We start from the raw sequence: 25,473 nt of genomic DNA, 5'->3' as shown, positions 1-25,473 counted from the left end.
GGTACGGAGTTCCTTCGCTGGGGCACGGCCGGCAGCTGCACGAGCTGATCTTCCCTCGGCCCTCCATGGTTGCGTCCGGTGGAGGTCAGCCGAACGCGACGTTTGTAGAAGCCGAAGGCAGGACCTTGGGCCTGCCAGCCCAGCGAGTGCACCCCGCTGGGCTGGCGTTGAGGTTCGGTGAGGTTCCAACTGGGGCCCTACACCCTTTGGTGTGCCGCGCAGCTTCGCTGCCGAGTGCTTAGAAGACACTTGGTGGGTGGGGGAGTGGGGTGGCTATGACCTGCGCGGACGCGTTCGATGACTTCGTGCTTGTCCAAGACTTCGGGCGTTCTCGGGACAGGCGGCTCGGCGGTGGCTGGCGTGAGTGCGGAGTGCGAAGGGCTGACAAGCGGAGGACGAGGCCCTGGAAGAGGCGAGGTATCCACCAGAGGTGCTCATGGATGCAGCGGGCGGAGTTGGGCATGGCGCTCGACTGCTCTCGGCGATGCTGGCGCACCTGCCGCGGCGCTGGAAGGGATACCGGAGAGTGCCTGCACGCCTTGAGTAGTGGTGCCAACAGGCGTCGGTGACAGAACGAAAACGACGAGCTCTGGGACGATGCCGGCTGTCATCCTGTGGAGGTGGACTTCCTTCTTCCTGAGCGGCTCGGAGCAGTCGAGCGTGACGCCAGCGAGGCTGCCCGAGCAGTGACTGGGAACTTTCGACGCTCAGCTGTCGTCGAAGAGGCTGCTGAGCAGGTGCGACCTGGCCACGTGCAGGCAACCCGCAAGCAGTGGTTGTCTGTTTTGTGGGACGCCGAACTGCCGGAGCTCCAGCGGGACGTCGACGAGACGGTCGTGGCGATCCTGGACCTTCGCGGCGCGTCAGGTCGGACCGTCGGGAAGCGACTTCCTGCCTTGTTGCGGCGACTTCATGCGACAGCTATCGTCGCGAGTTCTGTGGCACGAGAGGTGTCTCGTTTCCATCCCTCCCGCACCAGTATCGCCGAACAAAGGCTAGCGGCGGACCTAGCGCGAGCGATCTGGGGCGAGCTCATCGCCCTGTTTGACTGCCTGGAGCAGGGCTGGGCGGAACCAGCGTGGGCGGAGTCGCGCCGTTATGCTCTCGCAGCCCAGGTGGCAGCTGAGAAGTTGGTTGCTGCCGCTGAGGATGCAGACACAAATTCCCTGGGCGAGGATGTCTACCGACGAACGCTCGGGATACCGGCTGAGCAGCTGAGTGGCGGTACCGGTGCGGCGTCAAGGGCCCGTCTAGCGGCTGCCTGGGCGACAGATCGGAAGTCGCTTGATCGTCGGCTGCGCCGTAGCATGCGACATCTCATCGACGAATCGGTGCCAATGACAGGGCACTTGTGCCACCACCTCGCCCACCTAGCGGTGTCCGACCGCCCCTTGGTCGCGCACCGTGCTGCTCTCCTAGGGCGTGATCTGGTGATGTCTCAGTTGGAGTCGGCACGAGAGCAGACGTGCTCGGTGATTGCCCGGCACGTCGCTCGTGAACCGGAGGCCCTCTTCTCCCACCGCGGCGTGATTGCCTATCAGGATGCCTACATTCGTGCGGAACACCCGGAGGAGAAGGCGCGAGCAGCTATGGACCTTTATCGCGCCGTCTTCGAGGGCGACGTAAAGCGTACGGCCGCTGTGGTCCTGGAACTAGAAGGCGGGACGGTTCCGCAGGGAACCACACTGGCCACTCTGCGGGACCTGCTGGCGGCTGAGGACGATCAATCGCTGTGCAGCCTTCTGGGCTCGACGATCCGACCTGAGTGGCGCAACGCCAATGCCCACGAAGACTTCCGTTGGGACCCCGTCAGTGGCACGCTCCTCCTGAGTGCCCAGCCGACAGATCTCGAGCAGGTCCTGGACGAGGCAATCCGTGCTCGTTCGATTTGCCTCGGGTTCGAACACGGGGTTGCTGTGGCATACGCGCGTAAGGCATCACTGGTCATCCAGGATTCGGGGAACCCGAACCATGTCGACAGGGATCTGTCCATTCTCCAATCATCTGGAGAGAGCAGGTTTCCCGTTCTGGACATCCGGCGTCAAGGTCGTATCGTCCGACTGGACGTCGTGGATATCTCTGTTGAAACGCTGCGAGATGGGTGTCGGGCTCTTCTTAGAGCTGCACTGGCGGACCCTGGTGTTGAGCGGTGGGAGATCCGGCAGTCTTCACCAAGTCTCCCGGCGTTCGTCGTGGATCGTGCGGGGATTGAAGCCGGTCTCCTAATTGCGGAGCCTCTTTGGGAGACTTCTGACCCGATGCCCTTCGCGGAGCTACCTCTTCTGGTGAACGCCATGAACAACGCGGGCGAGCCTGAGGAGGCTACGGCATCAACGGTTCTCGTCGTGGCGGCTAGCCATGTCTTCGGGGAAAAGCGACGCCTGGCGACGAGGGTAACCCTTGCTGATCCGGCTGCCAAGCATGAGTTGATCACCACTGCCGGCCTGGTGGGCAAGGGAGCTGAGACTGCCGCTCGCCTGCTGGATGGAGTGAACCGTCGAAGGGTAGCTGCTTTCAGTGAAATTCTCGCCGGGGAATGCCAGCGGTTGGAAAATACATCCCGTTGGGAAATGGTGCACGCCTTCGCTTCGGCGGATCGGGTCCTCCGGCGACACGCGCCTGCGCGTTTCCCATGGATCAAGCCTTCCTCGTTTGCTGAGTGATGCCATTCGGTGCCGACGTGGGCGTCAGCCCGTCGGGACAAGGAGTTGGCTCGGCTGCATCGAATGCTGTGGCAGCCATGCGCAAGTCATGTATGAGACTTGCGCTGGACCGGGCGCGATTGGGTTGGCGAGGGGCGTCGAGGGACGGAGCCCCGTCGAGCGATGGCAGCTGGGATCCGGCCGCGAAGCAACAGTGGGCCGCTGTATTTGACGTAAATCTGACGGATCAGAACCTCAGCTCTCCCTGCCTGGCTAACATCGGACGGGGAGGCCGGGGGAAAACGACGGCGAAGCCAGGGCGTCGAGTCTTCCCCTGCACAACCATCAAGGCACTCGCTCACTCGGTTGTAGCCGTGAGGGGCGTGTACGAAGTAGTTGCCAGAGCGGAAGCAGGACGAGCACCGAGCATGTTGTACGACATCGCTGCCCCGGAACCTGCAGGCATGGTCGCCTCGCTCAGTTCGCTCGGGTACTCCTTGCCTGCCGCCATCGCGGATCTCGTGGACAACAGCATCTCCGCGGCGGCGTCCACGATCGACGTCGAGTTCACCTGGGCCGGGCAGGACTCCTGGATCGCCGTCGCCGACGACGGTACCGGGATGACAGCCGGCGAGCTCGTGACCGCCATGACCGTGGCCGCGCGAGGCCCTGCGACGCCCCGAAGCCCTACGGACCTGGGGCGCTTCGGCGTCGGCCTCAAGTCGGCCTCGTTCTCACAGGCCCGGCAGCTCACCGTCGCCACCGCCACTGCCGGTGAATGGCACGTGCGCACGTGGGACCTTGACGTCGTGGAGAGAGCGGGCGAGTGGCGACTGCTACGCGGCGCGGACGAGACGACCACCGAGTTGCTCGACAGGATCCGGGGTGAGGCGGACCACGGCACCGTCGTGTTGTGGCGGCGCCTCAACGGCTACCACGTCGACGCGGTGACGGTGGAGGACGAGCGGACCCAGAAGCAGTTCTACGCGGAGGCCGCCCGCACGGAGTCCCACCTGGGCATGGTCTTCGGCAGGTTCCTCACCGGAAGCCGACGTCGCAACCTGCGTGTGTCGGGCAGCCCCGTCGAGCCCTGGGATCCGTTCCTCTCCCGCCACCCGTCCGTACAACCGCTTCCGGTCGAGCGTCTGCGGTCGGGGGTGGGTTCCGTACGGGTGGAGGCGTTCGTCCTCCCCAGTGCCCAGAGGCTCGCCCCGGACGAGTACGAGAAGGCCGGCGGGCCGCGTGGGTGGCTCGACCAGCAGGGGTTCTACGTGTACCGCCGGGACCGGCTGATCCTGGCCGGTGACTGGCTCGGACAGCGCGGGCTGCGCCGCGAGGAGAAGTACAATCTCGCACGGATCGCCGTGGACATCCCCGCCGAGACGGATGTCGAATGGGGGGTCGACGTCCGGAAGTCCAGTGTCGTCCCGCCGGTCGCACTGCGTTCTCATCTACGGCGCATCGCCCTGCAGGCCAGGAAAAGGGCCGCCGACGTGCTTCGGCACCGCGGGCAGATCGCTGCGCGCACGCACGGGGATCCGCTCGTGTACGCGTGGAACGTCCGTCGTGTCGACGACCAGGTCACCTGCCGGATCAACCGGGGCCACCCTCTGGTGAAGGCAGCTCTGCGTTCTGGCGGTGCCGGCTCGGATGACGTGCGTGCTCTGATCCGTCTGCTTGAGGAGACGGTGCCGGTCACCGCCCTCCGCGTGATGCACGAGACGGACACCAGCGACGACCCCGAGCCCTTCGGGGGCCCAGGACCCGCCGACGCCGGGGCCACGGAGGTCGCACAGCGGATCTACGAGGCGCTGGTCTCCGACGGCCGCTCGCCTGCAGCCGCTCGCGAACGTCTGCGGACCATGCCGCCCTTCGATCAGATACAGGGTTTCTGGAATGGGTGAACCCCATTGTCGGTGACCGCCCCTAGCCTGCCCCATACCCTTCCCGCCCAACCGGAGGTCTCCGTGAGCGCCCCCTCAGAGGAACTCGACGAGTCGTTTGCCAAAGCACGGCGTCTAGTCCTCGCGATGTTCTCCCAGGACCGTCAGCCTTCCCCTGAGGAGGTACAGACCGCGGTCACGGTCATCTTCGGGATGCTGGCCGGGCAGGGTGAAGTGGTCGACCGAGACCGGTTGGCCAAGGAGATCGAGGCCATGACAGCCGTGTTCCAGGAGGGCTCCACCGGGCTGGATAGCAACACGGGACACAAGCCTTGGCTTTCTGAGGCCAAGAATGACCGCGAGTGGGAGTTCTGGGAGCGCTACCGGCGTTACCTCGAGGATGTCGAGAACCTGCCTCCGCTTGTTGTGCGTCGCCTGGACCAGAGCACGGACGAGGTCCTGAGCCAGCTCGAAGATCCCCGTCGGGAAGACAACTGGCGCCGCACAGGGCTCGTTATCGGCCAGGTGCAGTCGGGCAAGACGGGACAGTACATCGGGCTCGCTGCGAAGGCGGTCGACGCCGGCTACCAGCTCGTAGTCATCCTCGCTGGCATTCACAACGACCTGCGGAGCCAGACACAGTTGCGGGTGGACAAGGGCCTCCTGGGCTTCGACTCCCAGCATCAGCAGCGTTCCAACGAAGCAGGGAAGTCCAGTCGCATGGGCGCGGGGCGGATGCCCGGCGCCAAGAGGCTTGTCATCGCTTCGCCGACCAACAGTTCCGAGAAGGGCGACTTCGGACGCCAGACCGCGAACGCGTTCAACTCCGTTCACCTCGGACACTTCCCCGTCGTGCTCGTGGTGAAGAAGCACTGGAAGATCCTTGAGTACCTACGCAACTGGGTGACAGAGGTTCAGGGAACGGAGGATGAATCGGGTCGGAAGGTCGTACGAGACATTCCGCTGTTCGTCATCGATGACGAGGCTGACAACGCGTCGATCAACACCAAGCGGGACCCCGATGCGGATCCCACCAAGACCAACGGTGCTATTCGCGACCTGATGAGGAGCTTCGACAAGTCGGCCTACGTCGGTTACACGGCGACGCCGTTCGCCAACATCTACATCGATCCCGACGTTGAACACCCCACCTTCGGCTCCGACCTGTTTCCGGAAAGCTTCATCCGCACACTTCCCTCGCCATCTAACTACCTTGGCCCGGAGCGGGTCTTCGGACTCCACGTTGATATCGACGACGAGGAGGACATCGCTCCACTGCCGCTGGTCAGGTCCGTGAACGACGCGGAACGGTGGATCCCGACCAAACACAAGTCCTCGTTTGTCCCCTCCGACGACCTTCCTGAGTCCCTTCGCGAGTCGATCGCCGCGTTCGTACTTGCCTCAGCGGCCCGGAGAGCACGTGGGCGAGTGAAGGTGCACAACTCCATGCTCGTGCACGTCACCCGCTTCACTGCAGTCCAAGGAATTGTCCGGGACCAGGTAGACGATCACCTGCGCCTCCTCGTGGACTCGCTCCGTGACCGCTACGGGCAGGCATCCCAACGTATGGCGGAGTTCGAGACACTGTGGGAGCGGGACTTCGTCCCTACGTCGGACCGTTTCCCCGCGGACGAGGCTCAGCCCGTCACGTGGGAGGAGGTGTCCAGTCAACTGCTCCCGGCCCTGCGTAAGATCGTCGTCAAAACAGTGAACGGTGCCTCGCGTGACGCGCTCGACTACTACGAGCATCGCAGGAACGGCCTCTCTGTCATCGCGATTGGTGGCCAGAAGCTGTCCCGAGGCCTGACGCTGGACGGCTTGACCGTCAGCTATTACGTACGTACCTCGAACACGTACGACACACTCCTGCAGATGGGGCGGTGGTTCGGGTACCGCCCGGGCCACGAGGACCTCTGCCGCCTGTACACCAGCCCCGACCTTCAGGCAAAGTACGTCGAGGTGACCGCCGCGACTGACGAACTCCGCCGTGAGATCGAGGAGATGGCGGCACTGAGCCTCACGCCTGGGGACTTCGGGTTCAAGGTCCGGGCCTCCTCTCTGGGGCTCACGATCACCGCCCCCAACAAGATGAGACAGGGCACGCCCGTGAGGCTCAGCTACTCCGGGGAGGGGCCGGAGACGACCCTCTTCAATTTCTCCCAGAGGGCTAGGGAACACAATCTCAAGACGCTTGAGGACTTCGTCCGGCGTCTCGACGGCCTCACAGTTGCCCAGGCAGAGGTTCCTGGCGGAACGGTGACATGGAACGGTGTGACCCGCGAGGCGGTATCCGACTTCCTCTTGGGATACGTGACGGACGCGATGGCGCAGAGGGTCCGCCCCAGGTTCATCGCGAAGTACATCGACCAGTGCGCGAGCGTAGACGAGCTGGCGGAGTGGACAGTGTGTCTCATCGGCAAGTCGACGGCGAAATACACCCACGACGTTGCAGGGCACGAAGTGGGGCCCGTGACCCGGACTCCGCTCAACGACCCGGGGTACAAGACCGACGACCGGTACATCATCCGTCGCGTGGTCAGCCCTCGGGACGAGCAGATCGGCCTCGACCAGGAGCAGGTGGAAGCCGCTCTCCAGGCGACACGTCAGGCTGCGAAGAAGAAGGGTAGGGAGCAGGTACCGCAGGCGCCCTCCGGCGAACAGCTGCGCTGGGAGCGTAGGCCGGACCAGGCTCTCCTCCTGATCTACGTGATCGAGCCAAAGGGCGGCGAAGGCGAGAAGCAGCTTCCGCTCGTGGGCTTCCAGGTGAACTTCCCTCGCTCCGAGCACCAGTCAGCCACGGAGTACGTCGTCAACAGCATCTGGAAGCAGGAGGGCGTGGACGACGCCTTCGACGACGAGGAGGGTGGGGAGTGACCGTAACCGAGGCCGAGTGGCGTGATCTGGAGGCACCCCAGGACGCCCCAGGCCGGTCGCGTATCCGTTTGCATCCTGACGCCCCGTTGGATGTATTCCTCTCCGTCTCCCACCCGGCGCATCAACGCATGCTCGTTCTCAGGACCGACGCCCGCTCCGCGGACCACATCGTGCGGACCGTGACCCGACTCCCCCGCACGGCTGGTCTTGAGATGAACCTGAGCGCCGTGTCGCGTCTCGAGTACGAGCTCCAAGTGGTCCTGACTGCCAACGAGCTGCGGGAGGTGTTCAACCCACTCGTCACCGACGTAGCTGACACCGTCCGAGACGCCCCGGGGGCCGCAGCAGCCCTGACAGCGGCAGTGGAGAGGTTCGAGCGGTGGCAGGACCTCCTGCGTGCCGTCGGCAGAGATGGTCTCGGCCCTGAGGCCCGTCGTGGACTCGTCGGCGAGCTCCTGGTGCTGCGCGACCACATCCTGCCCTTCGTCGGGCCGACCGAGGCCGTCGATGCATGGACGGGGCCGAGCGGAGCCAACCAGGACTTCCAGCTGCCCGGAGTCGCCGTCGAGGCGAAGGCCAGCACCGCCAAACGGCCCCGCAGCATCCGGATCGCCAGCGAGCGCCAGCTGGACGGCACCGGGACGCCTGCGCTCCTGTTGGCGTTGGCGATGCTCGACGAACGGCGGGGTGGATCAGGAGAGAGTCTGAACCGCTTGGTGGACCTCATACGCGAGCAGCTCACGAGCCCTGTCGTCCGAGCCGCCTTCGACGGTTGTCTCGTGCAGGCCGGCTACCTCCCCGGCCAGCGAGACGTGTACGAGGAGCCTCGCTACACCGTTCGCGACCTGCGCTTCTGGCACGTGGGGGAGAATTTCCCGAGACTCGTCGAGGCAGATCTTCCCGAAGGTGTCGGTGAGTGCTCATACCACGTGAACACCTCGGGACTTGACCACCACCGCGCCACGACCGACGAGGTGACCGCACTGATCGGGGGACCCTATGCCTGAGCTCGACCTGTCCCAGTACGCCCACGACGTCGTCACCGACGTCCAGGCCACCGCCGACGCCGAGGGGACCACCACCCCGGAGACGTTCACGCGGCGCGTGTTCGAGGACCTGGAACGGGCCGGCATCGTGTCCAACACGTTCACCGCCTACCACTCGGCCCACGGTCATCTCGTGCACGGGTACGGCATCGGGGACTCCGGGGAGTGCCTCGACCTCTTCGTGACCGACTTCGACCTGGACCCGCTGGAGTCCAAGCTCACGAAGGGGCAGGCAGAGACCGCGTTCAGGCGCCTGTTGACGTTCGTCCGCCGGTGTCGGGACGGGCTGCGTCAGCACATCGATGAGTCCTTCGACGTGTACGACATGTGCGCGGCAGTGGAGAAGGCGCTCACCGAGGTACGGAGGATCCGGCTCTTTCTGCTCAGCAACCGCGTCGGCACGAGTACCGCCTTCCCGCTCGCCGAGCTCGACGGCCTCCCCGTGACCCACGAGGTATGGGACCTGGCACGGCTGCACCGCCACGAGACGTCCGGCAGCATCAGCGAGCCCATCGTGGTCTCGTTCGATCCTCCGCTTCCCTGCGTCTCGGCACCCAGCAGCGAGCCGGACCACTCGGTGACCATGGCAGTGATCCCCGGCCAGAGACTGGCCGAACTGTACGGGGAGTATGGGACCAGACTTCTTGAGTTGAACGTCCGGTCCTTCCTGCAGGCCCGCGGGTCGGTCAACCGGGGTATCAGGGAGACTCTGCTGCACTCACCAGGCAGGTTCCTGGCATACAACAACGGCATCACGGCGACCGCGTCCCATGTCGACTTCGTGCACGGCCCGGACGGCACCCCCGCGGGCATCTCCCGGGTGCACGGACTCCAGGTGGTGAACGGCGGTCAGACCACGGCCTCGCTGCACTACGCCTCGAGCCGGGACAAGGCCGACCTGTCTCATGTGACCGTCCAGATGAAGCTGACGGAGGTCTCTCCTGAGCGGCTCTCGGAGATCGTCCCGATGATCTCCGAGTACTCCAACACCCAGAACCGCGTGACGCTCGTCGACTTCAGCTCGAACCACGCGTACCACGTAGCCGTCCAGCGGATCACCCGATCGCTTTGGGCGCCGGCGACGGACGGCAGCGGCCAGGAGACCCACTGGTTCTACGAGAGGGCGCGCGGCCAGTACACCGACGAGGTGGCCAAGGCCAGGACACCGGCGAAGCAGCGCACCTTCAAGAAGCTCAACCCGACGAATCGGAAGTTCACCAAGGCGGACCTCGCGAAGTACGCCAACTCCTGGAGTCTCCTCCCGTTCAGCGTCAGCCGGGGCGCGCAGAAGAACTTCGTCGCGTTCATGGACCGCATCAGCGAGGCGCCCCCTCGGGTCGACGTCCAGTACTGCCAGCGCGTGATAGCCATGGCCGTCCTCTTCAAGGCTGTCGACCGCATCGCGGCGAACCACGAGGCGGGCAGCTACAAGAGCATGATCACGACATACACCATGGCTCGTCTGGCGCTCGCCACGGAACAGCGCATCGATCTCGACAGGATCTGGCGTGAGCAGCGGGTCTCACCAGCCCTCGAAGCCGCGATCGACGACCTGTGCCCCCGGGTCATGCGGGTTGTTACCAAGCCGCGTGAGGGCAACCACGTGGGCGAGTGGGCCAAGAAGCCCGCCTGCTGGGACGCCGTCTCCCGCGTGCCCTGGTCCGTGCCTCGCGACCTGGAGGTCGAGCTCCGTGATCAGCCGCTGGACGACGAGGCCCTCGCTGGCGGTGCAGAAGGCGATCGGGGGGCGAACGACGAGGTGACGTCGGTCCCGGCGGACGAGTGGTACGCCATCGAGCGATGGGCGAAGGAGACGCACAACCTGGATCCCTCGCAGCGCCAGCTCACGCAGTACGTCGGCCGGCGACTTGAACTCGAACAGGAGGTTCCCGAGCCACAGGCGGTACAGGCACTGCACGCGCGCAACGAGGCGCTTTCCCTCGGGTTCGTCCCCGGTCCCTAGGTCCGACTCGTCCCGGCCCTCAGAGCTCCCCGCGCTCGAGCAGGTCCCTCATGGCGTCTTCGGCGCGGCGGAGCACGATCCGTCCGTCTCCGTCGCTGAAGGCCAGGAGGTCCGCCCCGGGTGCGATGCCCGCCTCCGCGAGCAGGCCGATGGGGAGCTCGACCCGGCCGTGGTCGTCGACACGGAGTTCTGCAGGTTCACGAAGCATGGAACGAGTGTGGCACCCTCACACTCGTAGGGCTGACGACGGGCTGGGGCTGAGGATGGCAGCACGTGAGGACACCACGAGCGCGGAGTGGGTCAGCACCGAGCTGAGCGGCCATCTGCGCGGTCGGCGCGCCCGCGACACGAAACCGGAGGTGGCCCTCCGGCGTGCCGTACACCGGCTCGGCCTCCGGTTCCGTCTACAGCGCAAGGTGGCTGCCCGTTGCACGGCGGACTTCGTCCTGCCCAGGTACAGCGTGGCGGTGTTCGTCGACGGGTGCTTCTGGCACGGATGTCCTGTCCACGGCCCGAAGACGTTCCGCGGCCCGAACGCCTCCCTGTGGGAAGCGAAGATCGAGACCAACAAGGAGCGCGACCGCCGGAACACCGCAGCAGCCGAGGCCGTCGGCTGGACCGTTGTCCGTGTCTGGGAGTGCGAGATCCGGGCGGACGTGACAAAGGCCGCGCTCACAGTTGCCAGAGTGTGTGACCGACAGTCCCCCTGACAGACCGAAGTAGCACTTATTCCTGTTCTGGAGTCTGGCTTTCTCCGGTTCGCCCTCTGCTTCCCTGGTTGCCGCGCCCAGCTGCCGCCGAGCCGCCTGAAGCATCGGACTTCCGCAGGCAGTGCTTACTCATGGGGCACGCTGAGCACGACGGTTGTTGGGAAGTGCAGACGGTGTTGCCGATGAGCCGCAGCGCCGCCATGCGGAGGGGGGCAGCTTCGTCCCCTGCGCCCACGAGCCTCACAAGGTTGACTCGACCGTCGCTGAGTCTGTTGGTGCGGTCAGCGTCGCTGTCGTTCAGCCGTGCGGCAACCCGCAGTGCGCTTTGGCCCACCCAAAGGAGGTCCTCTCCCATCAGCAGACGGTAGAGCGACGCCTCTGCGGGCTTGAACGCGAGGCGCTCCGGAATCTCGAGACGCCTGTTCCTCTGCCAGGCTGCTGTGTCGCCCACCAGAGGGGCGAGACGTTCCAGCCGTGTCCTGACCCTTACATGGGGAGCAGCTGCAAGGAGGTTCTCGCATGTCTTGGAAGTGAGGGACTTGCGTGTCCGCACATGTGCCAAGACCTCTTCCATCTGAACTGCGGACAGCTTGGTTCCGGCGAGAAGCGCAACCACCGCCGCCGAGAGCTGCGACATCTGCTCGCCGGGGAGGTGGCACCAGTCTTCACCAGCACGTCGTTCCTCTGCCCAGGCTGCCAGTTCCTCCCGAACCTGGCGCCAGTGCGGCTGCAGCCCTCCAAGCTGCGCCTGTACGTTCTCGACCGGCGCGAGAGCCTCGGCTGCCGCCTTGCCCAGCAGGGGCGGAACAGCGTTTCCGATCTGCCGGAACGCATCGCTACGAGTGCCAGCGAAGCGGAACCAGTCGGGGAAGGTCTGCACCCGAGCCGCCTCACGCACGGTGAGCGTGCGGGGCTGTTCCGGGTGGATGTACCAGTAGCCGTCCTTGGCGATGTGTGCCGTAATCGACCGACTGAGCTCGCCCCAAGCCAGCTTCTTGTACTTGTCCGTGAAGTGTTTGTCGCTGTAGCGACGGAACTTCTCGGGGAGGTCTGAGTACAGGGTCTTGGAGTCCATGTGCTCGGAGAAGATCTCCCAGTCGTCCCCGCGGACGCGGCGAGTCATATGGTCCCAGATGATCCCTTCTGGTGCGGCTACGCGCATCTTCTCCACGAAGGGGGAGGGAGCTGGCAGGGGGTGGTAGGCCATCTCTCGTTCGCCCACGCGTTCTCTGGGCTGCGGGTCGAGGTCCGGGAGATCGCCGATCGCGTCACGGAGAGTAGTGAAGCCGTCCTGCTTGGGTTGCCAGTCGAAGCGCTCGATGTCGTTCCTCGCGAGCAGGATGAGCCGCTTCCGGTGCTGCGGAACGCCGTAGTGCCAAGCGTCGACAAGGCGGACCTGCGTGGCGTATCCGAGATCCTCTAGGCGCTGTTCAATCGTGCGCACGACGAAGAAGTCGTCGCCGAGCCCCATGTCGGGCACGTTCTCCATGAGGATTGCACGGGGCCTGACCTCTGTGACCACGTCCAGGTACGCACGCCACAGCTCCTTACGGAGGTCTTCTGGATCCCGATTGTGGTTGGTCACGAGATCTCGGATCTTGCTGCGGCCGGCACGGCTGAAGGGCTGGCAGGGAGGTCCGCCAGCGATCAGGTCGATGTCGACACCCTTCAGTAGTCCCACTAGGCGGTCGCGCTCGTCAGGGTTGCCGAGGTCCATGTGGAGGCTCATGCCTGAGAAGTTCGCCGCGTGGGTCTCCAGTGCCCGCTCGTCGTAGTCGACGGCAGCGGCGATCGTCCATCCCGCCTGCTTCACGCCGTAACTCAGGCCGCCGGCCCCGGAGAAGAGGTCGACGGCCAGCCGCTTGCCCCTACCGTGAGTCTTCAGCCATCCTCGGAAATCCTCGGGAAGACAGCTCTCCTCGTGCGGCTCCAGCTGGAGGTAGTCGCTCCGCTCCAGGGGTACGTCGTACTTCCCCTTCTCCACAGCCCAAGCCCTCCGTACACGCGACATGAATGAGCACCAGGAGATCACGGGCATACGCGTGGAGGCAAGGATTCTGGTCCCTCCGGGCCGCCGAATCAACGGCGCTCACCTGGTCTGACCGGGCTGGCGCCAGGGCGGCCGACACGGTCTGTAGCCAGGAGTTTCGAAGCTGTGTTCTGGTGCATCCCAAGGCGATCGATCGTACGGGATGCTGCTGACAGTCCGATCGGCGGCCCTGCCCGCAGCCATCCCGTCTCCCTTGCGTATCTCTACCAACGAAGACATCCCCCAGAAGACACGTTCGAACCGATCGGCCCTCGGGGGCGGGCTCAAGCGGGGCGAATTTCGGCCATTCCAAAGCGGTGGTGTCAGATCCTATTCCTTTTGTCTGCAATTCACTCCTCCTGTCGCCTATAGAGTTCTGCCCCGCCCGCTACGCTCACGGGCGGAGTGGAGGGGGCGAAAGTGCGACCAGTGGACTCGGAGGGCGCGGGGGGCGCAGAGGCGTATCTCCGGCCGCGTGCCCGACTGATGAGCACCCTGGGTGAGGAGCTGATCAGCAACGAGCGGGTCGCTCTCACGGAGTTGGTGAAGAACGCCTACGACGCCGACGCGAGCCTGGTCGTCATCCGGTTCAATGCGCCCCTTGAGGAAGGGGCGGGCTCCATCGAGGTCTGGGACGATGGCCACGGCATGTCATCGGAGACCGTCCGTGGCACGTGGATGGAGATCGCGACCCCGTACCGGCACCGGCGTCCTCGCAGCGAGGAGCTCGGGCGGCGAGTTCTCGGGGCCAAGGGCATCGGAAGGTTCTCTGCCGCCCGTCTGGCGCTCGTGACCTCGCTGGCCACGTCTCGTGGTGACGGCCAGGAAGTGACTCTGCGGCTCGACTGGGGCAGGTTCTCCGACGAGGACGCCTATTTGGATCAGGTTCCTGTCAACTGGTCCGTTCGGCCTCCGAAGGTATTCTCCGTCGGAGGTGAGGCCGAGCAACTGTTCGACGAGATTGTTGCGGAGTTCCGGACACGTGCGCCGGCGAGGCAGGATCGGAATCCTCACGGGACGGTCGTACGCCTCGAAGGTCTTCGCCAGCACTGGGGAGCAGAGTCCGTCGAGACGCTGAAACGCTCTCTTTCGCGGCTTCTCCCGCCTCCGCCCCCCGAAGAACTGGATGTACCGGACCGGCCTGAGTTCTCGATCTACATCGAGACTCCGCCTGGCGAGCTACGGCACTATTCGGGCTTCGTGAGCGCGAGCGAGGCGCTGGCCCATCCCCACTACCGACTCGTCGGCACCGTGGACGCCGATGGGCAGGCGCACCTCACCCTCACGGCCGCGGGCGTCGACGAGGAGCTCGTCATCCACGAGGATCTCCGGCAGGGGACGAAGTTCCCCACCTGTGGCCCCGTGAAGCTGGACATACGAACGTGGGACCTGGACAGCGGTTCGCTGCGCAAGTTGCTCGAGATCGACCTGGGTGCCCGCAATATCAGCGAGGTTCGCAGGCTCATCCGGGGTAACAGTGGCGTCGCCCTGTACCGGGATGGCTTCCGAATCCAGCCTTTTGGGGAGACCCGCTACGACTGGCTGGAGTTCGACCAGCGCCGTGTCAACAACCCCACCATGCGGTTCTCCAACAACCAGGTGGCCGGCTTCGTGTACATCTCTGCCGACGGGAACCCTGGGCTGCGTGACCGGTCCCATCGTGAAGGGCTGATCGACTCTCCGGAGTACGAGGAGCTCAGGCGAGTCATGTTGCAGGCAGTGAGCAGACTCGAGGCCTGGCGGTACAAACTCCGCCGACCGGAGCCCGCCCAACCTCCGGGAGGCCAGCTGCTGACGCCGACGACGGAGGGAGGTGGACATGGTGTCTTTCAGACCTTCACGCTCGCCCCGCTCCGCGACGTGGTCAACCAACGCTATCCCGACGACGCCGTGCTCGGGCGGGCTCTGGACGAGGCCACCGAGGCCATCAACGACAGCGTGCAGAAGGTCCAGGAGATCATCTCCCAGTTCTCCCGGCTCGCCACGCTCGGAACGCTTGTGGACGTGGTCCTCCACGACGGCCGGGCCGCCCTGACGCGCATCGCCTACGTGTTGCGGAGACTGAACAAACTGGTGAAGGGAACGAGCGAGCAGGACCCCGATCTTTCCGCGGCGCTCGGTAAGGTCCACACCGATTTCAGCGCCCAAGAGAAGGCGCTCGACCGGTTGTTCACCCGAGTAGAGCCCCTCAGCGGGCGTCAGCGGGGTAGGCCCAGGAACATCTCTCTGCACGAGACCATCGACGAAGCCGTGTCGGTGCACGAGGCGGAGCTGGCAAAGCAGGGCATCGCGGTCACTGTCGGTGGGGAAGACGTGACAGTGACAGCTGAGCCGAGTGACATCGCTCAGGTCATCCTCAACCTCGTCGGTAACTCGATCTACTGGCTGTCCACCCTCCCTGAAGAGGCTGATCGCTCCATCATCATCACGACCGGGCGCACACCTGATGGCGAGGTCGACATAGATGTCGCCGACAGCGGCCCCGGGGTCAGGGAGGAGATCAAGGACTTGATCTTCGACACCTACTTCAGCGACAAGCCCGACGGGATCGGACTGGGGCTCAGTATCGCTGGCAGCGTGGTCAAGGACTTCTACGACGGCGATCTCTACCTGGTCTCCCCAGGACCGCTCGCCGGAGCATGTTTCAGAGCGCGTCTTCGAAGGAGAGTTGGGTGACAGAGGGGGACGCGGTGTTCCGGGTACTCATCGTCGATGATGAGGAGGACATCGCAGGGGAGCTCCAGGCCATGTTGTGCGAGGACCTTGACGATCTGGGCTTGATCTCCGTCGAGACGGAGCAGGACTTCGCCCAGGCGGAGTTGATCCTGGAGAGGGAACAGATCGATCTGGTCGTGCTCGACGTCAGGGACTCGTCGCAGGGGGAGGGGATAGTCCCTGGTCTCGAGAGCCGAGGCCGGGAGCTGTACGACAGGATCGCGAAGACCCGGTGGGTTCCCGTGATCTTCTGCACCAACGTCCCTGGACAGGTGCAGGACCTTGCGGCACCACCGCTCGTCCAGGTCGTCACGAAGCACAGGCTGGACGAGGTCGAGGAGGCCGTGCGCGTCGGGCTTCAGTCAGGGGTGCCGTCGTTGACGCGGCGGCTCGGCAACCTGGTGGACCGGGAAATCCGGGACTTCCTGCGGGGCGTTATCGCGCCCAACTGGTCCGACATGGCCGAGGCCGACCAGCAACAGATCGCGCCCCTTCTTGTGCACCGACTCGCGGCCTGGCTCAAGGAGAACGCGATCCGGGAGCTGGATGGCGCCCTCGATGGTGCTGACGATGCTGTGGTCGGCCATGCTTCAGCTGCCCGGACCTACCTCAAGCCGCCAGTGACCGTGCACCTTACTGCCGCCGACCTTCTTCGTGACCCTGAGGGGTCCTGGTGGTTGGTGCTCACACCCGCCTGCGACCTGCACGAGGACCTGCCGACGCCCCAGCCGGGTCGTCAGCTGCGGAAGGCGAAGGCCGAGTACGTCCGCGTCGCCAAGGCCGATCCCTTGTTCGAGTCAGCACTCGTGGCCAAGTGGCGGGAAGAAGGCACGGGCAAGGCCCGCGACGCCGTGCTTCGGGTGTTCCGGACGGACGACAACAGGTTCCGACTGCTTCCCCAGTACCTCGAGATCCCCCACCTTCTCTTGGACCTTGAGAACGTGAAGTCCGTGCCTCTGGCGGAGGCCAGAAGCTGGGATCGTGTCGCCACCCTCGACAGTCCTTTCGCAGAAGCGATGCTTACTGCGCACAGCCACGCCGTGGGGCGTATCGGCACCCCGGACCTGGTCTTCGAACGCCTCAAGGAAGAGCTGGGACTCAAGGTGAAGAAGTCAGTACCGCCTGCCCGCGGTGCAGAGCAACAAGATGCAGTGCAGGCGTGACCCGGGCCCGGCTGCGCTCCCGCCGCAGGCACGGCCTTCACGCGACGCCTGGCCGTGAGCTCAGCGAGGCGCAAGTGGAGAGGGCGTCCGGCGTGGTCGCCCATCCGGGATCGGTTCAGCGTGAAGCCTCGGTCAAGGCTGCAGAGCGGAACCAGTCCACCGTGGCGGAGACACCTTTACGCAGCTCTAGGGGTGCCACTCTCGGGAAGAGACCTTGCAGCCGGGCGCTGTCGGCCTGCGAGTGGGAGACGTCACCGGTGCGCGGAGCCCCGTGCAGCTGGCCAACCCGCTGCCCCGTTGCCGTCTCGATCTCGCCGATCAGGTCCAACAGCGAGGTACAGCTTCCGAAGGCGAGGTTCACCGGGCGGGGGTCCACGACCCGGCGGAGGAGGGCGTCGGCGAGGACGTCGCAGACCGTACCCACGTAGGTGAAGTCGCGCGTCTGGGTGCCGTCGCCGTGGATGGTCACCGGCCGGCCGGTGAGGGCGGCGCTGATCCACTTCGGGATGACGGCGGCGTAGGCGTGGTCGGCGCGCTGGCCGGGGCCGTAGACGTTGAAGAAGCGGAAGGGGAGGACCGGCAGGTCGAAGCTGTGGTGGTAGGCGCTCAGATACGCCTCCGTCGTGAGCTTGGTGACCGCGTACGGGCTCATGGGGGCGGAAGCGAGGTCCTCGTGCTTCGGCAGGTGGGGGTTGGCGCCGTAGACGGAGGACGAGGAGGCGGCGATCACGCGCGGGCCGCCGGCGCGGCGGGCGGCTTCGAGGACCTGGAGGGTGCCCGTCGCGTTGGCGTGGTGGCTGGCTAGGGGGTCTCGCAGGGAGCGCGGTACGGAGGGGAGCGCGGCCAGGTGGACGACCGCGTCGGCACCGCGGAACGCCCGGTCGAGGAGGGCAGCGTCCTGGACGTCTCCCTCGAAGAAGTCCACGTCGAGGCCGGCGAGGTTCGCCTTGTCCCCGGTGGAGAGGTTGTCGACGATCCGGAGTCGGGAGACGCGGGGCTGCTCGGTCAGAGTGCGGACGAGGTTGCTGCCGATGAATCCGGCGCCGCCGGTGATCACGATCTTCACGGTGGTTTCCTTCAGAGAGATCAGAGAGATCAGAGAGAGTCGACGTGGGCGCCGGTGAGCCGGCGGCGGCAGTCGAGGATGTACGCGGAGTGCGCGCTGATCAGGGGGTAGTCGAAGGCGTCGTGGTCCGCGAGGAGGACTGTGGCGTCGACCGTCGCGAGCAGGCCGGGGGTCACCTCGACCCGCTGGAGGTCCTGCAGGCCGACGGCGCGGGGGTGGGCGTCGTCCAGGACGTGGGGGTCGGCGACCTGGACCTCGGCGCCCATGCTCGTGAGGAGTTCGGCGATGCGGGCCGCCGGCGTCTCGCGGGCGTCCCCGGTGTTGGCCTTGTACGCCAGGCCGAGCAGCAGGATCCGGGAGCCCTTGAGCGGCTTCCCGCGATCGTTGAGGCCCGCCACGAGACGCCGCACCACGTAGTCGGGCATGTGGTTGTTCACGTCGTTGGCCAGCTCGACGAAACGGAAGTTCTGCCCCAGGGTCCGCTCGACCCGCCACGACAGATACGAGGGGTCGACGGGCAGGCAGTGACCTCCGACCCCGGGGCCGGGGGCGAAGCGCATGAACCCGAAGGGTTTGGTCGACGCCGCGTCAATGGCCGCCCAGACGTCTATGCCCAGGTCGTGGGCGAAGATCGCCAACTCGTTGGCGAGGGCGATGTTCACGTGTCGGAAGGTGTTCTCGAGGAGCTTGGTCAGCTCCGCCTCCTTGCAGCTGGCCACGGGTACGACCGTGTCCACTAGGGAGGCGTAGAAGTTGCGGACCGATTCCAAGGAGGACGGCGTGATGCCCGAGACGACCTTGGGCGTGTTCTCCAGCCTCCAGGTGGGATTGCCGGGGTCGATGCGCTCCGGGCTGTACCCGAGGTGGAAGTCCCGGCCTGCGGTCAGGCCGGAGCCGTGCTCCAGGAGGGGGCGGAACACCTCTTCGGTCGTCCCGGGGTACGTGGTCGATTCCAGGACGACGGTCGCTCCGCGGGTGAGGTGGCGGCCGAGCGTCCGTGCCGCGTCCTCGACGTGCGACAGGTCCGGTGCGCCGTCGCGCAACGGCGTCGGGACGGTGACGACCGCCACGTCGAACCCGGCGCAGTCGGCAGGGTCGACGGTCGGCTGGTAGACGCCGGCGGCGAGGAGCGGCGCCAGCCTCCTGTCCGAGACGTCCTCGACGTACGACTCGCCGACTATGAGCCGCTTGATCCGGCCGGCGTCGATGTCGAGCCCGACGGTCTGGTGCCCCATCTCGGCGGCTCGTACCGCGAGCGGGAGCCCGACGTATCCCTGCCCCACGACGACGACGCGGAGTCGACGGGGCTCGTGGTTCCTGATCACGTGGTCCACCTCGCTGCAGTTCGGGGCTGGGGTTCGGGTGGCGGGGACGTACTCGCGGCGCGAGATCCGCCGTGGGTGGTGGCCGTAAGATGGGGAACGCCTCGGCCGTCCGGGACTCGCTTGGCCGCCTGTCCCGGACGGCCGAGTGCTTTTCGGGCGCGGCAGGGTGAGGCGGGAAAACCCAACGGCTGGCCCCACCCCCGGTTCGATACGATGACGGTGGCTTGCAGTCCCGTTCCGTCACCTTGAGTGACGCCGACGTGCGATCGGAGTGATCGCGTCGGCTGCGGCCTCCCGACCTGGGCCCGCCGTGGCAGCGCCACCGGCGCCGTACGTACGAAATGGAGCATCCAAGGATGGCTCGACACCTGGTAACCAGCGCGCTTCCCTACATCAACGGGATCAAGCACCTGGGCAACATGGTCGGGTCGATGCTTCCGGCGGACGTGTACTCCCGGTACCTCCGCCAGCGTGGCCACGACGTCCTCTACATCTGCGCCACCGACGAGCACGGCACGCCGGCCGAGCTGGCTGCCAAGGAGGCTGGACTGTCGGTCGCCGAGTTCTGCGCGCAGGCGCACGACGCGCAGAAGGCCGTGTACGACGGGTTCGAGCTGGCCTTCGACTACTTCGGGCGCAGTTCCTCGCAGCAGAACGTCGAGATCACCCAGCACTTCGCGCGCAAGCTGAACGAGAACGGCTTCATCGAGGAGCGCGTGATCCGTCAGGTGTACTCGCCGGTCGATGGCCGTTTCCTTCCGGACCGGTACGTCGAGGGCACCTGCCCGCACTGCGGGTACGACAAGGCCCGCGGCGACCAGTGCGAGAACTGCACCCACGTCCTCGACCCGACCGACCTGATCGACCCGCGCTCGGCGATCAGCGGTTCCACGGACCTGGAGGTCCGCGAGACCAAGCACCTCTTCCTGCTGCAGTCCAAGCTCCAGCCCGAGGTCGAGGAGTGGATCGCCACCGTCAGCGCGGAGTGGCCGCACCTGTCCACGTCCATCGCCCGCAAGTGGCTGACCGAGGGCCTGAACGACCGCGCCATCACCCGCGACCTGGACTGGGGTGTGCCCGTCCCGGCCGACACCTGGCCGGAGCTCGCGGCCGAGGGCAAGGTCTTCTACGTCTGGTTCGACGCTCCGATCGAGTACATCGGCGCGACGAAGGAGTGGGCGGACGCCTCCTCCGACGGCGAGACTCGTGACTGGAAGTCGTGGTGGTACGAGGCCGACGACACCGTCCGGTACACGCAGTTCATGGCCAAGGACAACGTCCCCTTCCACACCGTGATGTTCCCGGCCACCGAGCTCGGCGTGCGCGAGCCCTGGAAGAAGGTCGACGTCGTCAAGGGCTTCAACTGGCTGACGTTCTACGGCGGCAAGTTCTCCACTTCCCAGAAGCGCGGAGTCTTCACCGACGCGGCCCTGGAGATCCTGCCCGGCGACTACTGGCGCTACTTCCTGATCGCCAACGCCCCCGAGTCGGACGACTCCTCCTTCACGTGGGAGCACTTCACCGCCACGGTGAACAAGGACCTGGCGGACACCCTCGGCAACTTCGTCAACCGCGTGCTGTCGTTCTCCCGCAAGCGTTTCGGCGACGAGGTCCCGGCCGGGCACGCCGCCGGCGAGGCGGAGGCGAAGCTGGGCGAGGAGATCGCACGGCTGCTCGGCGAGTACGAGGAGCAGATGGAGGCCCTGCAGTTCCGCAAGGCCGCCGCTGCCCTGCGTGCGCTGTGGTCCGCGGGCAACTCCTACCTGGAAGAGAAGGCCCCCTGGCTGGAGATCAAGACCGACGCCGACGGCGCCGCGCTGACGCTCCGTACCGCGATGAACCTGATCCACCTGTACGCGGTCGTCTCCGAGCCGTTCATCCCGACGTCGACCGCCGCCATGCGCGGGGCCTTCGCTCTGGAGAACGACACCGCGACCTGGGTGACCGCCGACCAGGCCAAGTCCCTGGAAACCGTCCCGGCCGGCACCGCGTTCACGGTGCCGCCGGTGCTCTTCGCGAAGATCACGGAGGAGGACCTGGAGTCCTACCGTGAGCGCTTCGGCGGCGCCCCGGAGGCCTAACAGGCATCCCCGCACCCGTACCGCCCCGACTCTCATCGGGCGGTACGGGAGTGGAGGAGGACGGGCAGGTCCGCGGGCGAGACGTTCATGAGCTGCACGCGTGGAGCCGGACCGCCCATCTCCACGCGCGTGACCCCTGCGGACCCGGGCACGTGCTGGAGGTACCGGTCGAAGCCGTTCCCGGTGAGCCACAGCAACAGGCAGGCGATGCCTCCACCGTGCCCGACGAGGACGGTCGTTCGTCGTGCCCCGGAGCAGACCTCGTCCCAGAGATCCACATAGCGGGCCTGGACGTCCTCCGACGACTCGCCGCCCGGCGTGCGGAGCCGGTGGATCGGCACACCGTGGCGAGCGGCCTCGGCGGCGGCGAGTTCCCTGGGTCGGCCCCCGAGGTGACCGCTGTCCTTGGCGGCCAGACGCTCGTCGACGCGAACATCGGCCGGGGCGAGCGCGGCGGTGAGAATCTTGGCCGACTCACGGCAACGGGACATCGGGCTGACGAGCATCTGGTCCACGGCGACCCCGGCCATCGCGAGGGAGGCTCCGATCAGCCGTATGTCGGCGCGGCCGCGCTCGCTGAGCTGGCCGCCGACCGCGCGGCCCTGGTGGATGCCCTGGAGGTTCTCCTCCGTCTCACCGTGCTTGATCAGGTAGATGTGCTGGGTGCTCATGGCGTCGTGTCTCCTCATTCCCGTCAGTCCCAGTGGCGGACGTCGACGCGTGCGGAGACGGCGGCGGCGACCTCGTCGTGCTCGGCCAGGTTCATGGCGGGGAAGCGGTCGTGGTGCCACTCGACGTACAGGACGGAGACGAGGTCGATCGTCCCGTCGGCGAGCAGCTTCCTGAGCACGGGGTACTCGGCGCCCTCGATGTCCATCTTCACGACGACGTGGTCCTCCGGCGTGACGGTCCGGCGGAGCCAGGCGCTGAAATCCACTGCCGACACGGCGACGGGCGAGCTGTAGTCGATCTGCTGGTCGTACACGGGCGGGACCCGCTTGCCGGGCATCACGGTGGAGCTCTCGTGGTGGCCGAGGAAGAGGTCGATCATCCCGTCCTCGGTCCACACCGCGCTGGCGGAGACCTCGACCAGGCCGGCGTGGCGGACCTGCTGGATGTTCGCTCGGATGGAGGGAAGCAGGCTCGCGTTGGGCTCGAAGGCGTAGAAGTCGTGGTCCGGGAGCTCGTGCATGAAGCGCTTCAGCACGATTCCGAGGTTGGTGCCGCAGTCGACGAAGATCTTGCGCATGAGGTGTTCTCCTGGTCAGTGATTGGAGCGCCGAGGTCGATCTCCCGTACGACGCGATCAGCGAGGAGGAGGAAGCCGCCGGTCTCCGGGAGATAGCAGCGCTCCTCGTAGCGGATGGTGATGCCGCGGACGGGCTCCTCGCCGCGGTAGGCGGGCAGATCGCCCCACCGGTAGAGCTGGCCCCCAGGCGCCTTGAGGTGACGTAGCCACCGGGGCAGAGGGCTCTTTGGAGCACCGGCGTTGAGCCGGGTGAACATGGTGGTCAGGAAGGCGACGTGCCCGGCCGACCGTTCCTCGTTCCTGTGTGTTCGGCCGTAGGTCTGCTTGAGCTGGTGCAGCTGGTACCGGTGCCCGCCGGCTTGGACGAGGAGATCGCGAAGCCGCCGGTCCCAGACGATTCCGAGGTGGCCGTGGAGGACGGGCTCGTCCGTCAGGAAGTAGCCCTCGATGCGGCCGAACTCGCGCTCGTACGGACACATGTAGTCGTTGTAGAGACCCCGCGTCACGCCGGATACGGTCTCCACCTGCCAGTGGATGCGGGCGGTGAAGGGCGCGTCCCACCATCCCAGATGCCAGGGCTGCCACAGCAGGTCGGCGATGCTGAGCAGGATCACGGTGAGCGCGACCAGTGCGGCGGGCCATCCGAAGGACGTGTCGTGCTCCGTTTCGGGAAGCAGCCCGACGGCCGTCGCGAGTCCGATGCTGGCGGCGATGTTCTCCCAGAAGAAGATGCCGGAGGCGAGGACGACGGCGAGGTTGAAGAGTGCGGTCGCCGCCAGGATCGCGATCAGCAGTCGGCGGTCGAGGAAGGCGATCAGCCCGACGGCCTCCACGGCCATCGTGAGGAGGTTGACGGGGCGGTCGATGAGGCCCGCCCGGCGCAGGAGCCGGGACACCTTCTGCGAGGGGAGAAAGCGCGCCCAGCCCCAGGAGTACGCCGAGGCCATGAGGTAGTGCGTGCGGTTGTGCCAGGCCCAGGACCAGGGGCGCGGCCCCAGACGTGCTTTGCTCCAGGCCGGCTTGACGTAGTGGGACAGCGAGACACAGCCGAGCACCAGCACTAGGCCCGCCGTGGAGTCGGACGGGGACGGGACGAGGGCCGCGGTCACGAGGAACCAGGCGAGGTACCCCTTCAGCAGCCTCACCGGCATCATCGCGTGGTGCTGCCAGCCACGCAGCCTGCCGCAGAACACGGCGATCCACGCCAGCAGGGCGGGAGCCCAGAGGACCGACGAGGTGGCGAGGAACAGGAGGAGCATCTTGTCGCGACGCTGGGGACCGATGGGCAGCGTGACGTCGTAGTCGCTCGTGGCGCCTCGCCAGGTGAGGAGAGCGATCACGGAGACGACGAACCAGCGCAGCTGTTCGGGGAGGGGCGACGGGCGGAGGGCCAAGGGGGCGATGACCGCGACGGCCGCACCCATCGCCAGTGGCGTGGGGTGCCGGGCGAGAGCCCGTACCGCAGGGGAGACCCCGAATCGGTAGCAGGCCACCACAGCGGCTATGACCGCTACGGTCACCACGTAGGAAGGAACCGGGGGAGTCGGCATGTCGGCTACCCCGCGATCGGCGCGGGCGTCGGCCGGTCGACGGCCGGCTGGCTCTCCAGGTACGAGGCGATCCGTTCCCGGGGATCGGCTGCGAGGTACAGGTCTCGATGGCGTACGACGTTGTCGCGGAGCACCGGCCCCCTCGCGAGAAAGTCGAGAACGGCTCGCCGCTCGACGCACGGGGCCGCAGTTCCCAGCCCGGCCTCGTCGACGACCTTGGCGCACCAGTGCTGGTCGTAGGTGGGCAACGGGATGAGGTGGACCGGTTTGCCGAGGACGAGAGCCTCGCTGATCAGGTTGAAGCCCGCGTTGGAGAAGACGGCCTCGGAACGGGCCATGTCCGCGATGAACGCCTCACGGTTGAAGGCGCGGATCTCGATCCGGGCATCGGCATATCCGCGCAGCGACCTCAGCTCCGTCGGCTGCGCGTAGATCCGCAGTGTGCGGTCCGGTACGGACTGGCGGAAGACCGAGGCCAGTTCACGGACGGAATCCTCCGGTCCGTGGTCGAAGTAGCGGGAGAAGTAGGCCGTGGCGAGGGGCTCGGTGGTGGCCGGTGCCGACCGGACGAGGTCGGGAACGACAGGGGAGATGAACTCCACCCTTCGGTCGTCGGTGCCGAGCGGGACGTAGGAGCAGATGAAGGACCGGTCCACGCGGGGCGCGAAGTACCGAAGCCGTTGCTCGTCGGCCGTACGGGCGTACCGGCCGACGGCGGGGAGGGCCAAGTGCCGGTACTTGCTCTGCTGGTCGATGGAGATGAGCGGCCGGCTGAAGTGGTAAGCGAGGCGCGGGGTGTTGGGCTCGTAGTCGGTGACGAACATGTCCGGGACGCCGCTGTTCCGGACGGCCCGACGCAGCTGGAGGTGGCGGAGGAGACCTCCGGGCGCGTGCCTGATGTTCGCGCGTATGGCGTCGCGAACGTGGATCCGGTCGTCACGCGCCAGCAGCGTCGGCATCCAGGCGTCCCAGGCGGGGAAGCCGAGGTCCCGGAAGTACTCGACCCGGCCCTGGCCGTTGGTGACGATCCGGACCCGGTGCCCGCGGTCGCGGAGGTACTGGGCGATCACGCTCTGCCGGACGGTGTGCCCCATGCCGATGCCGTTGACACCGATGATCACGTTGAGCGGCCGTACGTTGCCGATTCCGTTTCCGGACACGACGATTCCATCCCTTC

General features: G+C 66.3%; 17 protein-coding genes. 9 read left to right on the top strand and 8 right to left on the bottom strand.

Translation table 11 applies throughout. The features are described 5' to 3' along the window. Window positions 1-620 precede the first annotated feature (620 nt). The 5 genes from ACFV8T_RS17435 to ACFV8T_RS17415 all read left to right on the top strand — a co-directional run bounded on the left by ACFV8T_RS17435 (window position 621) and on the right by ACFV8T_RS17415 (window position 10,408). Window positions 621-2,663 carry a hypothetical protein gene (locus ACFV8T_RS17435; protein ID WP_385328316.1) on the top strand — a complete coding sequence of 681 codons (2,043 nt, stop codon included), beginning with the start codon at window positions 621-623 and terminating at the stop codon, window positions 2,661-2,663. A gap of 407 nt (window positions 2,664-3,070) precedes the next feature. After that, complete coding sequence (locus ACFV8T_RS17430; protein WP_385328315.1) at window positions 3,071-4,546, top strand: ATP-binding protein; 1,476 nt, start codon at window positions 3,071-3,073, stop codon at window positions 4,544-4,546. Between the two features lie 63 nt (window positions 4,547-4,609). Continuing rightward, window positions 4,610-7,399: a Z1 domain-containing protein gene (locus ACFV8T_RS17425; protein WP_385328313.1), complete on the top strand. Its 2,790-nt coding sequence runs from the start codon at window positions 4,610-4,612 to the stop codon at window positions 7,397-7,399. Next, window positions 7,396-8,406 carry a PD-(D/E)XK motif protein gene (locus ACFV8T_RS17420; RefSeq protein ID WP_385328312.1) on the top strand — a complete coding sequence of 337 codons (1,011 nt, stop codon included), beginning with the start codon at window positions 7,396-7,398 and terminating at the stop codon, window positions 8,404-8,406. The genes ACFV8T_RS17425 and ACFV8T_RS17420 overlap by 4 nt, the downstream gene beginning before the upstream one ends. Continuing rightward, window positions 8,399-10,408, top strand: coding sequence for an AIPR family protein (locus ACFV8T_RS17415; RefSeq protein ID WP_385328311.1), 2,010 nt, complete (start codon window positions 8,399-8,401; stop codon window positions 10,406-10,408). The genes ACFV8T_RS17420 and ACFV8T_RS17415 overlap by 8 nt, the downstream gene beginning before the upstream one ends. A gap of 19 nt (window positions 10,409-10,427) precedes the next feature. Here ACFV8T_RS17415 and ACFV8T_RS17410 read toward each other — a convergent pair whose 3' ends face one another. Next, the gene (locus ACFV8T_RS17410) at window positions 10,428-10,616 is read right to left on the bottom strand and encodes an AbrB/MazE/SpoVT family DNA-binding domain-containing protein (protein WP_037655330.1); all 189 of its coding nucleotides are present in this window, start codon (window positions 10,614-10,616) and stop codon (window positions 10,428-10,430) included. 55 nt (window positions 10,617-10,671) lie between these two features. Here ACFV8T_RS17410 and ACFV8T_RS17405 point away from each other — a divergent pair, with 55 nt between their 5' ends. Next, the gene (locus tag ACFV8T_RS17405) at window positions 10,672-11,118 is read left to right on the top strand and encodes a very short patch repair endonuclease (RefSeq protein WP_385328309.1); all 447 of its coding nucleotides are present in this window, start codon (window positions 10,672-10,674) and stop codon (window positions 11,116-11,118) included. A gap of 16 nt (window positions 11,119-11,134) precedes the next feature. On the opposite strand, the gene dcm is transcribed toward ACFV8T_RS17405, so the two are convergent. Next, window positions 11,135-13,102, bottom strand: coding sequence for a DNA (cytosine-5-)-methyltransferase (gene dcm, locus ACFV8T_RS17400; RefSeq protein ID WP_385328307.1), 1,968 nt, complete (start codon window positions 13,100-13,102; stop codon window positions 11,135-11,137). Between the two features lie 474 nt (window positions 13,103-13,576). On the opposite strand from dcm, the gene ACFV8T_RS17395 reads away from it, so the two are divergent. Both ACFV8T_RS17395 and ACFV8T_RS17390 read left to right on the top strand, forming a co-directional pair. Then, window positions 13,577-15,823 carry an ATP-binding protein gene (locus tag ACFV8T_RS17395; RefSeq protein WP_385328305.1) on the top strand — a complete coding sequence of 749 codons (2,247 nt, stop codon included), beginning with the start codon at window positions 13,577-13,579 and terminating at the stop codon, window positions 15,821-15,823. After that, a complete protein-coding gene (locus tag ACFV8T_RS17390) occupies window positions 15,820-17,025 on the top strand; it encodes a hypothetical protein (protein ID WP_385328303.1) in 1,206 nt (401 codons plus the stop codon). Before ACFV8T_RS17395 ends, ACFV8T_RS17390 begins: the two co-directional genes overlap by 4 nt. 115 nt (window positions 17,026-17,140) lie before the next feature. On the opposite strand, the gene ACFV8T_RS17385 is transcribed toward ACFV8T_RS17390, so the two are convergent. Beyond that, window positions 17,141-18,091 (bottom strand): NAD-dependent epimerase/dehydratase family protein, encoded by a 951-nt coding sequence (locus ACFV8T_RS17385; RefSeq protein WP_385328301.1) that lies wholly within the window; start codon window positions 18,089-18,091, stop codon window positions 17,141-17,143. A 29-nt stretch (window positions 18,092-18,120) separates the two neighbouring features. After that, window positions 18,121-19,416, bottom strand: coding sequence for a nucleotide sugar dehydrogenase (locus tag ACFV8T_RS17380; RefSeq protein WP_385328299.1), 1,296 nt, complete (start codon window positions 19,414-19,416; stop codon window positions 18,121-18,123). Window positions 19,417-19,772: 356 nt separating this feature from the next. Between ACFV8T_RS17380 and metG the strand changes: the two genes are divergently transcribed. Further along, a complete protein-coding gene (gene metG / locus ACFV8T_RS17375) occupies window positions 19,773-21,497 on the top strand; it encodes a methionine--tRNA ligase (protein WP_385328298.1) in 1,725 nt (574 codons plus the stop codon). Between the two features lie 32 nt (window positions 21,498-21,529). Here metG and ACFV8T_RS17370 read toward each other — a convergent pair whose 3' ends face one another. Genes ACFV8T_RS17370 through ACFV8T_RS17355 form a run of 4 tightly spaced genes read right to left on the bottom strand, consistent with a single transcriptional unit; the run spans window position 21,530 to window position 25,456 of the window. Further along, complete coding sequence (locus tag ACFV8T_RS17370; protein WP_385328297.1) at window positions 21,530-22,168, bottom strand: histidine phosphatase family protein; 639 nt, start codon at window positions 22,166-22,168, stop codon at window positions 21,530-21,532. Between the two features lie 23 nt (window positions 22,169-22,191). Next, entirely contained in the window at window positions 22,192-22,746 is a 555-nt protein-coding gene (locus tag ACFV8T_RS17365; RefSeq protein WP_385328295.1) for an FkbM family methyltransferase, read from the bottom strand. Continuing rightward, window positions 22,698-24,296: a hypothetical protein gene (locus ACFV8T_RS17360; RefSeq protein WP_385328293.1), complete on the bottom strand. Its 1,599-nt coding sequence runs from the start codon at window positions 24,294-24,296 to the stop codon at window positions 22,698-22,700. The genes ACFV8T_RS17365 and ACFV8T_RS17360 overlap by 49 nt, the downstream gene beginning before the upstream one ends. 5 nt (window positions 24,297-24,301) lie before the next feature. Further along, the gene (locus ACFV8T_RS17355) at window positions 24,302-25,456 is read right to left on the bottom strand and encodes a glycosyltransferase family protein (protein ID WP_385328291.1); all 1,155 of its coding nucleotides are present in this window, start codon (window positions 25,454-25,456) and stop codon (window positions 24,302-24,304) included. Between the last annotated feature and the right edge of the window lie 17 nt (window positions 25,457-25,473).

The sequence above is a fragment of the Streptomyces sp. NPDC059832 genome (assembly GCF_042731715.1).
Lineage (GTDB): Bacteria > Actinomycetota > Actinomycetes > Streptomycetales > Streptomycetaceae > Streptomyces.
This window is presented reverse-complemented; position numbering and strand designations above follow the sequence as displayed.

What these genes read in the sequence shown, in the direction of transcription:
- ACFV8T_RS17430 (WP_385328315.1), top strand. Translation starts at nt 3,071, where the DNA reads ATGTTGTACGACATCGCTGCCCCGGAACCTGCAGGCATGGTCGCCTCG.
- ACFV8T_RS17415 (WP_385328311.1), top strand. Translation starts at nt 8,399, where the DNA reads ATGCCTGAGCTCGACCTGTCCCAGTACGCCCACGACGTCGTCACCGAC.
- ACFV8T_RS17410 (WP_037655330.1), bottom strand. Translation starts at nt 10,616, where the DNA reads ATGCTTCGTGAACCTGCAGAACTCCGTGTCGACGACCACGGCCGGGTC.
- ACFV8T_RS17405 (WP_385328309.1), top strand. Translation starts at nt 10,672, where the DNA reads ATGGCAGCACGTGAGGACACCACGAGCGCGGAGTGGGTCAGCACCGAG.
- metG (WP_385328298.1), top strand. Translation starts at nt 19,773, where the DNA reads ATGGCTCGACACCTGGTAACCAGCGCGCTTCCCTACATCAACGGGATC.
- ACFV8T_RS17370 (WP_385328297.1), bottom strand. Translation starts at nt 22,168, where the DNA reads ATGAGCACCCAGCACATCTACCTGATCAAGCACGGTGAGACGGAGGAG.
- ACFV8T_RS17365 (WP_385328295.1), bottom strand. Translation starts at nt 22,746, where the DNA reads ATGCGCAAGATCTTCGTCGACTGCGGCACCAACCTCGGAATCGTGCTG.
- ACFV8T_RS17360 (WP_385328293.1), bottom strand. Translation starts at nt 24,296, where the DNA reads ATGCCGACTCCCCCGGTTCCTTCCTACGTGGTGACCGTAGCGGTCATA.